Source organism: Polaromonas sp., from assembly GCF_018780625.1.
In the GTDB taxonomy this organism is placed as follows: Bacteria; Pseudomonadota; Gammaproteobacteria; order Burkholderiales; family Burkholderiaceae_C; genus Polaromonas.
This window is the reverse complement of record NZ_JADMJK010000184.1, coordinates 1-12,540: the sequence shown is the minus strand read 5'-3', so window position 1 is coordinate 12,540 and position 12,540 is coordinate 1. Positions and strand designations below refer to the sequence as shown.

Below are 12,540 nucleotides of genomic sequence, written 5' to 3'. Positions count from 1 at the left end.
ACCGTTCAGGCAGCTTTGGCAGCAGCGATCTGGGCAGCGACTTCAGCAGCGAAATCGTCAACCTTCTTCTCGATGCCTTCGCCCACCACGTACAGCGTGAAGGACTTGATCGTGGTGGCGCGCTCTTTCAGCATTTGCTCAACCGTCTGCTTGTCATTCTTGACGAATGTCTGGTTGTTCAGGCTGACTTCCTTCAGGTACTTCTGAACGCCGCCTTCAATGCGCTTTGCAACGATTTCAGCGGACTGAACAGCCTTGCCTTCAGCTTGTGCCTTGGCTGCATCCTCAGCCGCTTTGGCAGCTGCCACCGAACGCTCTTTGGCGACCAGTTCTGCAGGCACATCCGCGCTGGACAGCGCCACGGGTTTCATTGCCGCCACGTGCATGGCCACATCCTTGGCCGCGGCTTCGTCGCCTTCAAACTCCACGACCACGCCGATGCGCGTGCCGTGCAGGTAAGACGCCAGCGGGCTACCGGAAAAGCGCTTGAAGCGGCGCACGCTCATGTTCTCGCCAATCTTGCCGATCAGGCCTTTGCGAACATCTTCCACCGTCGGGCCAAAGCCGTCGAGCGACAAAGGCATGGCGCCAATGGCCGCCACGTCAGCGGGGTTGTGCTTGACAATGCCTTCAGCAACCGCTTTGGTGAACGCCAGAAAACTGTCGTTCTTGGTGACAAAGTCGGTTTCGCAATTGATTTCAACCAAGGTACCCACATCGCCCTCGCGGTGGGTGGCCACCACGCCTTCGGCTGTGACGCGGGATGCAGCCTTGCCGGCCTTGTTACCCAGCTTGACGCGCAGAATTTCTTCAGCCTTGTCAAAATTGCCGTCAGCTTCTGTCAGCGCTTTTTTGCACTCCATCATGGGTGCGTCGGTTTTTGCGCGCAGTTCAGCGACCATGCTTGCAGTAATTGCCATTTTTTTCTCCATTTAACGTATTGACTTGAGTGCGGGCGTCAGCGGCACGCCAGCCCCATTTGCCGTATATCTTTTCAAATTGTGAAAAAGGGGCTACGCGAGCCCCTTTTTCGCGTCTGGCACAGTGCCAAAACTGACAGCTACCTTAATCAGGCGGCTGCGTTCTGCACTTCCACGAATTCGTCAGAGCTCTCGGCCGCGACGCTCTTGACGAGATCGTTTCCGGCGCTGGCGCGGCCTTCGATGACCGCATCAGCGATTCCGCGGGCGTACAGGGCTACAGCTTTGGAAGAGTCGTCGTTACCGGGAATCACGTAGTCAATACCGATTGGCGAGTGGTTGGAGTCAACCACACCGATCAGCGGAATACCGAGTTTCTTGGCTTCCAGAACCGCAATCTTGTGAAAACCCACGTCAATCACGAAAATGGCGTCTGGCAGGGCAGCCATGTCCTGAATGCCACCGATGTCTTTTTCAAGCTTGTCGATTTCGCGCTTGAAGGTCAGTTGTTCTTTCTTGCTGATCGCGTCAAGGCCGGCTTCTTGCTGGGCTTTCAACTCTTTCAGGCGCTTGATCGAGGTCTTGACCGTCTTGAAGTTGGTCAGCATGCCGCCCAACCAGCGCTGGTCAACGTAAGGAATGCCAGCACGCTTGGCTTCCATGGCGACGGTCTCGCGCGCGGTGCGCTTGGTGCCGACCATCAGGATGGTGCCGCGGTTGGCAGCGAGCTGCTTCGCGAACTTCATCGCATCCTGGTACATCGGCAGCGATTTTTCCAGGTTGATGATGTGGATACGGTTGCGGTGGCCAAAAATGTACGGAGCCATTTTCGGGTTCCAGAAGCGGGTTTGGTGACCAAAATGGACGCCGGCTTCCAGCATTTCACGCATGTTTGTGGACATAATTAACTCCAAAGGTTGTGTCTAAAATCAGCGCTTATCGCCCGGCGACCATTACGACGGTCGCCAGACAACACCTTGAGTGGCTGATTTGCGATTTCCCCCGCAGATAGCACCATCGCCATTTGCAGAGCCCCTGAGTATAACATCCCCCACCCCATGAACCAGCCCAACCAGATCCCTTTCACCGGCGACCTTCATGCGACGCGCCAGGCCCTGCAAACCGGCCAGACCAGCATTCTCGAGATCCTTGAGTACGCATCCGCCATCGGCCAGAGCGCAGCCTGCCGTCACGTTTTTATGCCGTCCACGGCAGACAATCCATCTTTCAGCGTCAAGGGGATGAACAAGGATGCCCTCACCCTTTCAGCGCTGCCTCTCGCCGGGCTTCCCGTGTCTGTCAAGGACTTGTTTGATGTAGCGGGTCAAACAACCACCGCGGGATCAACGGTGATGGCTGGTGCGCCGCCCGCCAACGCCGACTGCCCGGCAGTAGCGCGGCTGCGTGCTGCGGGCGCGGTGCTGGTCGGGCGTAGCAATATGGTGGAGTTCGCTTTTTCCGGCGTCGGCATTAATCCGCACTACGGCACACCCGTCAATCCGGCCGACCGCAGCACAGAGCGGATTCCCGGCGGCTCCTCCTCGGGGGCTGCAGTGTCGGTCGCAACTGGCGCTGCACTGGTCGGTCTCGGCTCGGACACGGGCGGATCCCTCCGAATCCCGGCAGCCCTGTGCGGCATCGTCGGGTTTAAAAGCACGGCACGGATGGTTCCCACCGACGGGGTGTTGCCGCTATCAAGCAGTCTGGACACCGTGGGCGCACTGACCCGGTCGGTGCGCGATGCAGTCGCTGTTCACGAAGTGCTTGCTGCGCACACTGTGCGGTTAACGGGCAAACCCCTGTCAAAGAGCCGCCTCGCGGTAGCACGGACACAGATGCTTGACGGACTGGACAGCACAGTGGCACAGGCGTTTGAGCGCAGCCTGCAGCTACTGCATCAAGCCGGCGCAAGCATTGAAGAGATCGCGCTGGAAGAGATCAATGACCTGACCGCGATCAACGCCAGCGGCGGGCTGTCGGCAGCCGAAAGTTACGCCTGGCACCGGACCCTGATTGCGGAACATGAGGCCGAGTATGACCACCGGGTGGCGCTTCGTATCTTGCGCGGCGCCCAGATGCGTGCGGCCGACTATATTGACTTGCTGGCAGCGCGCCGGCGATGGATTTCGCGCATGGAGGCGCGCCTGCATGGCTTTGACGCCGTGCTGTCGCCCACGGTTCCCATCGTCGCCCCGCCCATTGCCAGCGTGCGCCATGATGATGCCGAGTTCTTCCGGGTCAACGGGCTTTTGCTGCGCAACACGGCAGTGGTTAACATGCTCGACGGTTGTGCGATTTCGCTGCCCTGTCACACCCCCGGCCAATTGCCGGTCGGCCTCATGCTCTGGCATGCAGCGCAGCACGACGATGCGGTGCTGGACCTGGCGCTTCAAGTTGAGTCGGCACTGGCCAACTCGCTACAATAATAATAGCTTCCAGCGCCCGTTTAAATTGGGCTGGTGATCCTTTTTACGTATAAAAACAATGCATCGCAATCTCTCTCGTCCGATCCATCCCATTTTTCCTGGTACAGCGCTATGAAGGTCGCAGTCATTGGGGCGGGCATTATCGGCATTACCACCGCCTACGAACTGGCTGCGGACGGTCACGAAGTCACCGTGTTTGAGCGCCGGGGCGCCGCAGCGGAAGAAAGCAGCTTTGCCAACGCGGGCGTCGTCGCGCCTGGCTATGTCACGCCATGGGCGGCGCCGGGCATGCCGGGTAAGGTGCTCAGCTACCTCTTCAGCCGCCATGCACCGGTCAAGCTCAGCCTGCCCTTGTCAGGCCGCGAATTGGCATGGATGTGGAAATGGCTGGGCGCCTGCAAGTTGGCGCCCTATTTGGCCAATCGCTCGCGCCTGCTGCGCCTGGCCTTTTACAGTCGCGAGCGGCTGCACCACCTGACCACTGAACTGCAACTGGACTACGAACACAGCCCAGGCTACATGGTGCTCCTTCGATCCGAAAAAGACGGCCTGCTGATTGAGCCCAGCCTGCAGGTGCTGCGCGATGCGGGGGTGGCCTTCAAGCAACTCAGTCCCGATGCGGCCCGACAGGTCGAGCCCGCGCTTAACCCCGACACTGCTTTTTTAGGCGCGGTGCACCTGCCAGACGATGAGGTGGCCAATTGCCGGCAGTTTGCGCTGCTTCTGAAAAATGAAGCCCAGCGGCTAGGTGTCATTTTTGAACTAAATACGACCGTATCCCAATTAGGAAGATCGAAGGCAGCTACTATTTCAATAACAGGCGAGGAATCGCCGCGTGTCTTTGACAGCGTGGTGGTTTGCGCTGGAATGGCCTCGGCCGAGTTGCTGAAGCCGCTCGGCCTGAAGATCCCGATGGCCGCCGTGTATGGCTACTCGATCAGCGCCACGATTCGCGAACCCCTCAATGCCCCGCGCAGCGCAGTGATGGACGAACGCTATAAAGTTGCGATTTCCCGTCTCGGCAACCGAGTGCGTGTAGCGGGCGGCGCAGAAATTGGCGGTTCACTTGAAAGCCGGCGCGCCTCCTCCCTGCAGACGCTGTACAAGGTACTGCACGACTGGTTTCCCGGTGCTGTCCAGCATTCGAACACCCACGGCAGCGTGCAGGAGTGGAAAGGTGCACGGCCGATGCTGCCCGACGGGCCCCCCATCATTGGCGACGGCGGCCTGCCCGGCCTCTGGCTCAATCTAGGCCACGGCTCCAGCGGCTGGGCACTCAGTTGCGGCAGCGCGCGCGCGCTGGCCGACCTGATGGCAGGCAAGGCCACCGATATCGACATGGAAGGGCTGGGCATCAGCCGCCTGGGCTGATACAGCCTGCTGGCGGGGTGTTGCATCAGCCCTCACAATGCACAGATGTACAAAATCTCCAGCGCCGTCAGCCAGCCGCTCTACAGCATTGCGGGCACGCGCCAGATTGAACAGCAGGCCTCGGCCTGCCTGCCGCCGCACACGCTGATGCAGCGCGCAGGACTCTCGGTGGCCCGTCTGGCGCTGGCACTGGCGCCGCATGCCCGTTGCATCTGGGTGGCCTGCGGACCTGGTAACAACGGCGGCGATGGCTTTGAGGCTGCGTTGCGCCTGCACCAGTGGGGCAAGGCGGTGTGCGTGACCTGGACCGGACTGCCGTCCGGCAAAGCCGAATTGCCCCCGGATGCCCACGCCGCGCGCGCGCGCGCGCTGGCAGCAGGCGTGCCCATGGCATGCGCACCGCCACCTGACTTTGATTTGTGTATTGACGCACTGCTGGGCATTGGCGCCACGCTGGACCCCAGCCGTTCAGGCAGCGATCTGATGCGGCAGTGGCTAGGCCTGATGCAGGCCAGCGAGGCACCCTGCCTGGCTGTGGACGTGCCGACGGGGTTGGTGGCCGACACGGGCGTGGCAATCGCTACGCCATTAATAGCAGCTACCCTCCACAGAGTAAAGGCCAAAGGCATTTTCACCTTAAGTTTATTGACGCTCAAACCGGGACTCTTTACCAACAGCGGTCGAGACAGCGCCGGCGAGGTGTGGTTTGATGATCTAGGTATCACTCCCCAGGAAGCAGCGCCTTGCGCCTTGCTGCTGGGTGCAGACCGCGCCCGGCAGCCGCTGCGCACGCGCGCTGCACATGCCAGTCACAAAGGCAGCTTTGGCGATGTCGCAGTGGTGGGCGGGCAGTCCGACGCTGGCGCCGCCACCCACATGACGGGTGCAGCCTTGCTGGCCGCGCGCGCGGCGCTGCACGCAGGCGCGGGCCGGGTATTTGTTGCCCTGCTGGGCAACACGGGGCCCAAGTTTGACCCCCTGCAGCCAGAACTCATGTTCCGCGCGCCTGATGCCCTGGATTTGAGGCATCAGGTGGTGGTCTGCGGCTGCGGTGGCGGGGAAACCGTTAAAACCGTAATCCCGGACATTCTTGCAAAAGCCATGCGCCTTGTGCTGGATGCCGATGCGCTCAACGCCATTGCCGCGGACCCGCAACTGCAGAGACTGCTGGCGGCCCGTCATCGGGAGGGGTGCAGCACCGTGCTGACGCCCCACCCGCTCGAAGCCGCGCGCCTGGCCGGGCTGACCGCCGCCCAGATCCAGGCGGACCGCCTGGCCGCCGCCCAGCGCCTGGCGGAGCGGTTTCAGTGCGTGGTGGTGCTCAAAGGCTCAGGAACCGTCGTGGCAGGCCCAAGTCAACAGACCTTCATCAACGGCACCGGCAACGCCCTGCTGGCCACAGCCGGCACCGGGGATGTGCTGGCCGGCATGGTGGGTGCCGCCATGGCCAGCGGACAAAGCGATTTTGAGGCGGCTTGCAGCGCCGTGTTCACACACGGGCGGGCCGCTGATGCATGGGCTGCCGATCGGCCAGGGCAGACACTGACCGCATCAGCGCTGGCCGCTGCCATCAGCATTCGGGACTAACCCAGCACCATCAGGCCGATCTGCAGCAACACCAGCAGCGCGAGCGTTGACAGATCGACGCCCCCAATCATCGGCACCACGCGCCGCAGTGGCGTCAGCAAGGGCTCGGTCAAACGGGACAGCAAGACATAGGCTGGAGAGCCAGGCTGAATCCATGACAGGACGGCGTAACCCAGCACCAAAACAAGCAAGGTTTGCAGGGCCACACGAAGCAGCATCTTCAGTGCAAACAGCAACAGCATCCCCAAGGCCATGGGCGAAAAATCCAGGCCAGACAGCAAACCCCACAACACGGCATAGACCAGGGCGAAAGCCGCAGCAGCCGTCACGCTGGCCCAGTCAACGCGGGACTGCGTCAAGGATTTGGGCAAAGCGTGCCGTAAGGGCTTGACCAGCCAGTCGGTCAAGGCCATCACGAAGCTGCCTGGCTGCGCACGCATGTTGACGCGAACCCAATTCATCCAGGCGCGCAACAGCGCGGCCGCAATCAGGACGAAGAACACCGTTTCAAGCAAAAAGGCCACGATCCGAATCAACATAAATCCCCGGCTCCTCGGTAGTAGGAAGCAAATTAAACGAAAGCATCCAAGGACGCGTCAGCGCCTGGGCTTTTTTCCCTGCTTGCGACCAGGATTGCTGGCAGATTTTTTGGCTTCGGCCTTGAGCGCCTTGGTCGGCGATCTGCCCGCCGCGTTCTCTGCAGACGCATCCCCACCGTCCGAGGCTGCGCCACGGCCACCCGCGCGCGGCTCGGATCGTCGTCCCGACCCCTTGCCACCCGCATGGCGCGGTGCGCCCCGCTCCTGGGCAGGCTGCTCTGCAGCACGGCCTGCGTTCTTGTCCTTTGTGGACCGTGCCGGCAACTCTTCGCCTTCATGCACCAGTCGAAAGTCAATCTTGCGGCCATCGAGGTCCACGCGGCTGACCTGCACCCTGACCCGTGTCCCAATGGCGTAGCGCATGCCGGAGCGCTCGCCGCGCAACTCCTGCCGGGCTTCGTCAAAGCGGAAGTACTCGGTGCCCAGTTCAGTGATGTGCACCAAACCCTCCACATACATGGCGTCCAGCGTCACAAACACGCCAAAGCCAGTGGCCGCCGTGACCACGCCGCCAAATTCCTCGCCCAAATGCTCGCGCATGTACTTGCACTTGAGCCACGCTTCCACGTCCCGGCTGGCTTCGTCAGCCCGGCGTTCGTTGGCACTGCAATGCAGGCCGGCCGCTTGCCAGGCCAGCTGGTCGGCACTGACTTTTGCAGGCTTTTCGCCGGGCGCCTTCACGCGGGATGCCAGCCGTTTGGAGAGCTTGGCCTCAGCCTCGCCCGGCGTGGGCAAAACGGGTAGCTGGTATTTGTCCTTGTTCAGAATCGCCTTGATGACGCGGTGCACCAGCAAGTCTGGATAGCGGCGGATCGGGCTGGTGAAGTGGGTGTAAGCCTCATAAGCCAGACCAAAGTGCCCCTCATTCATAGGGGTATAGAGGGCTTGCTGCATTGAACGCAACAGCATCGAGTGAATTTGCGGCGCATCGGGCCGGTCTTTCGTGGCCAGGGCAATTTTCTGGAATTCACCCGGCTCCGGGTTGTCACTGATGGTCATGCCCACGCCAGCCGTTTTCAGATAGGTGCGCAGCATGTCCATTTTTTCGGGGGTCGGGCCTTCATGTACGCGGAACAGGCCAACGTGCTTGCTCTGCGAAATGTAGTCTGCCGAGCACACGTTGGCGGACAGCATGGATTCCTCCACAATCCGGTGGGCCACATTGCGGGTACGCGGCACAATTTTCTCGATGCGCCCTGCGTCATCGCAGACGATCTGGGTTTCAGTGGTTTCAAAGTCCACCGCGCCGCGCACGCCGCGCTCTTTGAGCAGCACCTGGTAGACCTCGTGCAGGGCGAGCAAATGCGGCACCAGTTCTTTGCGCTGCAAGGCCTCGGGGCCACGCGTATTGGCCAAAATGGCAGCCACTTCGGTGTAGGTAAAGCGGGCATGGCTGAACATCACGGCCGGGTAGAACTGGTAGGCGTGCACCTCGCCTTTGGCATTGACCAGCATGTCACACACCATGCACAGGCGTTCGACGGCGGGATTGAGCGAGCACAGCCCGTTGGACAGCTTTTCCGGCAGCATGGGAATCACGCGGCGTGGAAAGTACACGCTGGTAGCCCGGTCGTAGGCATCAATGTCGATGGCGCTACCGGTTTCCACATAGTGGCTGACGTCCGCAATCGCGACCAGCAGGCGCCAGCCCTTGCCGCGCCCAACCTTGGCAGGCTCGCAATAAATCGCGTCATCAAAGTCGCGGGCATCCTCACCGTCTATGGTGACGAGCGGGATGTCGGTCAGGTCAACGCGATGCTTTTTATCGCTGGGCCGCACGGCATCCGGCAAGGTGCGTGCCAAGGCCAGCGCCTCTTCGCTGAATTCGTGCGGCACGCCATATTTGCGCACCGCAATCTCGATTTCCATGCCCGGGTCGTCCATCTCGCCCAGCACTTCGGTGACGCGACCCACAGGCTGCCCAAACAGCGCAGGAGGCTCAGTCAGCTGGACCACAACGACCTGCCCCGTATTGGCGGAGCCGGTGGCGCCCTTGGGAATCAGCACGTCCTGGCCGTAGCGCTTGTCCTCGGGCGCAACCAGCCAGACACCGCTTTCTTGTAGCAGCCGGCCAATGATGGGGTTGGGCGACCGCTCGATAATTTCGGTCACGCGGCCTTCGGGCCGGTTTTTGCGGTCATAGCGGACGATGCGCGCCTTGACCCGGTCCATGTGCAGCACTGCGCGCATTTCGTTGGGCGGCAGGTAAATGTCAGCCTCGCCATCGTCGCGCAAGACAAAACCATGGCCGTCACGGTGACCAGACACAGTGCCCTCGAATTCAGCGAGCAGTCCGGACGATGCGCCGGACGCTTGAAAAGTTGTTTTGATAAGAATTCCCTTCTATGAAATGCCGCTGGTTCCGCATAGGTGAAGCAGGGACTTGAAAATAATAGGCTTGACGACGTAGCGCCATAAGGCTTTTGTATCAGTTTTTACACCGAATACTAGCCGCGTTCCATGAAAAGCCGGTGACTCACTTGCGCGATGTCTCTGTGTTGCGAAAATTTTTCACACATCATGGGTTCGCCTGCAGCCCTTGCCACGGTGAAGCCGCGCGCTTTTGCAGAAAAATGAAATATTTCAGCGACGCAAGCCATTAAGCCATAAAGGTGATGTTAAACTGCTTTATGTGCCCGGGTGGCGGAATTGGTAGACGCGCACGGTTCAGGTCCGTGTATCGCAAGATGTGGAGATTCGAGTTCTCTCCCGGGCACCATAGATACACCATTCGCTAAGTTCATTCTTGGTGAATTCGGTCAAAAAAGCCACTGTTTTACAGTGGCTTTTTTGTTTTCAAAGTTGGTTGCCACAACCTGCCTTTAGTACCAGCTCAGTCACCGCCAGTACGCTTGCGACACGAGCCAATGTTCGAGCCGCAAGCCCCATACCCGGCAAAAACCAATCAGATGGGCACAGCCACCAGGTCGTGTCCCTGGGTTCCGACAATACGCGCCTTGGTAAAGGTACCGACTTTCAGCGTTTTGCTGATTTTTTCGGGGGGTAGCAGCTTGACCACACCATCGATCTCGGGCGCGTCTGCGTATGACCGCCCCGTTCCGCCCTTGCGACCCATCGCCGGCGCCGAGTCCACCAGGACCTGCATCGTGGCACCCACACGCAATTGCAGCTTCTCGCTTGAAACCGCTTCAGCCACGGCCATGAAACGCGCTCGTCGCTCTTCGCGCAGTTCCAGCGGCAGCATGCCGGGAATGTCGTTCGCGGTGGCGCCCTGCACTGCGCTGTAGGCAAAGCAGCCGGCACGGTCAATTTTGGCCTCGCGCATGAAATCCAGAAGATGCTCAAACTCCGCTTCGGTTTCCCCGGGGAATCCCGCAATGAACGTGCTGCGAATGACGATTTCAGGGCAGAGCTCTCGCCAGCGCGCAATACGCTCCAGGTTTTTTTCGCCGCTTGCAGGGCGCTTCATGCGCTTGAGCACATCGGGATGGCTGTGCTGCAAAGGCACATCAAGGTAAGGCAGCACCTTGCCAGTCGCCATCAGCGGAAGCACCTCGTCAACGCTCGGATACGGATACACATAATGCAAACGCACCCAGGCACCATAAGGCGCGGCAATCTCACCGAGCGCCTGGACCAGTTCCAGCATGCGCGTCTTGACCGGTTTGCCGTCAAAAAATCCCGTACGGTACTTCACGTCCACGCCATAGGCGGAAGTGTCCTGGCTGATCACCAGCAGCTCCTTCACGCCGCCTTCAAACAGGGCCCGCGCTTCGTTCAGCACATCACCAATGGGCCGTGACACCAGATCGCCGCGCATGGAGGGAATAATGCAAAAGGTGCAACGATGATTGCAGCCTTCACTGATCTTGAGATAGGCATAGTGCCTTGGGGTGAGCTTGATGCCGGCAATACCAAAGCTGTTGGGCACCAGATCCACAAACGGGTCATGCGGCTTGGGCAGGTTAAGGTGCACAGCATCCATCACCTCCTGTGTGGCGTGCGGGCCAGTCACCGCCAGCACGCTGGGGTGCATCTGGCGCACCAGATTGCCGCCGCTCTCACCCGATTTGGCGCCGAGGCAGCCAGTGACAATCACCTTGCCGTTTGCGGCGAGGGCTTCACCGATGGTGTCCAGACTTTCCCTGACGGCATCATCAATAAAGCCGCAGGTATTGACGATGACGAGGTCTGCACCTTCAAACGTCTTGGATGTCTGGTAGCCCTCCGCGCTCAGTTGCGTCAGGATCAGTTCGGAGTCGGTCAACGCCTTGGGGCAGCCCAGACTGACAAAGCCGACGCGCGGCGCAGGCTTGAGGCTGGGAGAGGACGTCGCGACGTGGGGGGTGGGGGAGAAAACTTCACTCATAGCCCCTATTGTCTCAGAGCAGGCCAGGCAGAGGGCCCAAGGCCTCTTGATGACCCCCGATCCAATTCAGGCTAAAACCCGGGAATCAGCGTTTTAGACCCAAGGCCGCAAGCATCTGCTCGCTTTGCTTTTGCATTTGCTCCTGCAACTGCGTAAAAACATCCTTGGACTGCTCGACGTAATTTCCCATCATGCCTTGCATCATGGGGGATTTTGCATTCATGAACTGGGCCCACATTTCCGGGCTCATGCCCTTGGATTGCTCCGCCATCTTGACCTGGAGATCCATAAACGCCTGGAGGTTTTTCTCAAGATAAGCCCCCATGAAGCTCTGCATCGCATTGCCGTAAAACCGGATGATGTTGCCCAGCACGGCCTCGGTAAACATCGGTGCGCCACCCGCCTCCTCTTCAAGAATAATCTGAAGCAGGATGCTGCGCGTGAGATCTTCATTCGTCTTGGCATCACGCACCACAAACTGTGCGCTATCCATCACCAGCTGCCGAACGTCGGTGAGCGTGATGTAGGTTGACGTTTCGGTATCGTAGAGCCGGCGATTAGGGTATTTCTTGACGACACGAATTGCCGCCGCCTGACCAGCCATGTGCGCATCGCTTTTTGAGCGGTGAATTTCTTGCGCAGCAGGTTTTTCTTGAAGCGAAGAAGCGCCGGATTTCAGCTTGCTTGGATTGCTTTTTGGCACTACTCGCTCCTATGAATGACGGCTTGCGTCGAGGTACCGTCAATGTGACAGCCTGCCCCACGCAGTTGATGACTTTTCAAATGCAATCGGACAAAAAAGAAAGGACTTAGCAGCGATGCTAAGTCCTTAATTCTGAACAGATTTTGGTAGGCGCGATTGGACTCGAACCAACGACCCCCACCATGTCAAGGTGGTGCTCTAACCAGCTGAGCTACGCGCCTAAATGCTGTTCGATCTAATTATTGTAGCAGGCCAAATCACAGGTCTTGCGCTGCTGCAGAAATTTGCAAAAATAAATGCGTTTTCTTTAACGTCTCCGGGCCGATCGAACCCCCTGTACGTCGGCGACGATACTCAGCACTTGATTGAGCCGACCCGACTGCGCCACCTCCACCGTAAAGGTCATACGCGCCGTACCGCCGCGGTTGTCTTTGACCGACTGCGTCTGCACGCCAATGACATTCATTTTTTCCTTGGCAAAGACCTCGGAAATATCGCGCAACAAGCCCTGCCGGTCAGCGGCCTCCACGGCCACATCCACCGGGTAGACCGAGCCGTCCGGCGTTTTGGGCGAACTCCATTCGACTTCAATGACGCGGTCCGG

10 protein-coding genes and 2 tRNA genes are annotated in these 12,540 nt (G+C 59.7%); 4 read left to right on the top strand and 8 right to left on the bottom strand.

The window, feature by feature from the left end:
• Positions 1 to 5: 5 nt before the first annotated feature.
• Both tsf and rpsB read right to left on the bottom strand, forming a co-directional pair.
• Complete coding sequence (gene tsf / locus IV091_RS14385) at positions 6 to 920, bottom strand: translation elongation factor Ts (RefSeq protein ID WP_293469901.1); 915 nt, start codon at positions 918 to 920, stop codon at positions 6 to 8.
• A gap of 149 nt (positions 921 to 1,069) precedes the next feature.
• Positions 1,070 to 1,822, bottom strand: a complete 753-nt coding sequence (gene rpsB / locus IV091_RS14380) for a 30S ribosomal protein S2 (protein ID WP_293469899.1) — start codon at positions 1,820 to 1,822, stop codon at positions 1,070 to 1,072.
• Positions 1,823 to 1,978: 156 nt separating this feature from the next.
• On the opposite strand from rpsB, the gene IV091_RS14375 reads away from it, so the two are divergent.
• The 3 genes from IV091_RS14375 to IV091_RS14365 all read left to right on the top strand — a co-directional run bounded on the left by IV091_RS14375 (position 1,979) and on the right by IV091_RS14365 (position 6,304).
• Positions 1,979 to 3,346: an amidase gene (locus IV091_RS14375; RefSeq protein ID WP_293469897.1), complete on the top strand. Its 1,368-nt coding sequence runs from the start codon at positions 1,979 to 1,981 to the stop codon at positions 3,344 to 3,346.
• A 111-nt stretch (positions 3,347 to 3,457) separates the two neighbouring features.
• Complete coding sequence (locus IV091_RS14370; RefSeq protein WP_293469895.1) at positions 3,458 to 4,717, top strand: D-amino acid dehydrogenase; 1,260 nt, start codon at positions 3,458 to 3,460, stop codon at positions 4,715 to 4,717.
• Between the two features lie 45 nt (positions 4,718 to 4,762).
• A complete protein-coding gene (locus IV091_RS14365; protein ID WP_293469893.1) occupies positions 4,763 to 6,304 on the top strand; it encodes an NAD(P)H-hydrate dehydratase in 1,542 nt (513 codons plus the stop codon).
• On the opposite strand, the gene IV091_RS14360 is transcribed toward IV091_RS14365, so the two are convergent.
• Together IV091_RS14360 and rnr are read right to left on the bottom strand one after the other, a co-directional pair.
• A complete protein-coding gene (locus IV091_RS14360) occupies positions 6,301 to 6,843 on the bottom strand; it encodes a YggT family protein (RefSeq protein WP_293469891.1) in 543 nt (180 codons plus the stop codon). The genes IV091_RS14365 and IV091_RS14360 overlap by 4 nt on opposite strands.
• 57 nt (positions 6,844 to 6,900) lie before the next feature.
• Positions 6,901 to 9,195 (bottom strand): ribonuclease R, encoded by a 2,295-nt coding sequence (gene rnr, locus IV091_RS14355; RefSeq protein ID WP_293469905.1) that lies wholly within the window; start codon positions 9,193 to 9,195, stop codon positions 6,901 to 6,903.
• A 342-nt stretch (positions 9,196 to 9,537) separates the two neighbouring features.
• On the opposite strand from rnr, the gene IV091_RS14350 reads away from it, so the two are divergent.
• A tRNA-Leu gene (locus IV091_RS14350) sits at positions 9,538 to 9,622 on the top strand.
• Between the two features lie 186 nt (positions 9,623 to 9,808).
• On the opposite strand, the gene rimO is transcribed toward IV091_RS14350, so the two are convergent.
• The 4 genes from rimO to IV091_RS14330 all read right to left on the bottom strand — a co-directional run.
• On the bottom strand, positions 9,809 to 11,233 hold the full coding sequence (rimO, locus tag IV091_RS14345) for a 30S ribosomal protein S12 methylthiotransferase RimO (protein ID WP_293469889.1): 1,425 nt from the start codon (positions 11,231 to 11,233) through the stop codon (positions 9,809 to 9,811).
• 85 nt (positions 11,234 to 11,318) lie between these two features.
• Positions 11,319 to 11,837: a polyhydroxyalkanoate synthesis repressor PhaR gene (phaR, locus tag IV091_RS14340; protein ID WP_293469903.1), complete on the bottom strand. Its 519-nt coding sequence runs from the start codon at positions 11,835 to 11,837 to the stop codon at positions 11,319 to 11,321.
• Between the two features lie 243 nt (positions 11,838 to 12,080).
• Positions 12,081 to 12,157: transfer RNA gene (locus tag IV091_RS14335), tRNA-Val, on the bottom strand.
• Positions 12,158 to 12,243: 86 nt separating this feature from the next.
• On the bottom strand, positions 12,244 to 12,540 hold a 297-nt coding region (locus IV091_RS14330), incomplete at its 5' end, for an ACT domain-containing protein (RefSeq protein WP_293469887.1).

Excerpts from the sequence above, each read along its gene's own strand:
- tsf (WP_293469901.1), bottom strand. The coding sequence starts at position 920 with ATGGCAATTACTGCAAGCATGGTCGCTGAACTGCGCGCAAAAACCGAC.
- rpsB (WP_293469899.1), bottom strand. The coding sequence starts at position 1,822 with ATGTCCACAAACATGCGTGAAATGCTGGAAGCCGGCGTCCATTTTGGT.
- IV091_RS14375 (WP_293469897.1), top strand. The coding sequence starts at position 1,979 with ATGAACCAGCCCAACCAGATCCCTTTCACCGGCGACCTTCATGCGACG.
- IV091_RS14370 (WP_293469895.1), top strand. The coding sequence starts at position 3,458 with ATGAAGGTCGCAGTCATTGGGGCGGGCATTATCGGCATTACCACCGCC.
- IV091_RS14365 (WP_293469893.1), top strand. The coding sequence starts at position 4,763 with ATGTACAAAATCTCCAGCGCCGTCAGCCAGCCGCTCTACAGCATTGCG.
- IV091_RS14360 (WP_293469891.1), bottom strand. The coding sequence starts at position 6,843 with ATGTTGATTCGGATCGTGGCCTTTTTGCTTGAAACGGTGTTCTTCGTC.
- rimO (WP_293469889.1), bottom strand. The coding sequence starts at position 11,233 with ATGAGTGAAGTTTTCTCCCCCACCCCCCACGTCGCGACGTCCTCTCCC.
- phaR (WP_293469903.1), bottom strand. The coding sequence starts at position 11,837 with ATGGCTGGTCAGGCGGCGGCAATTCGTGTCGTCAAGAAATACCCTAAT.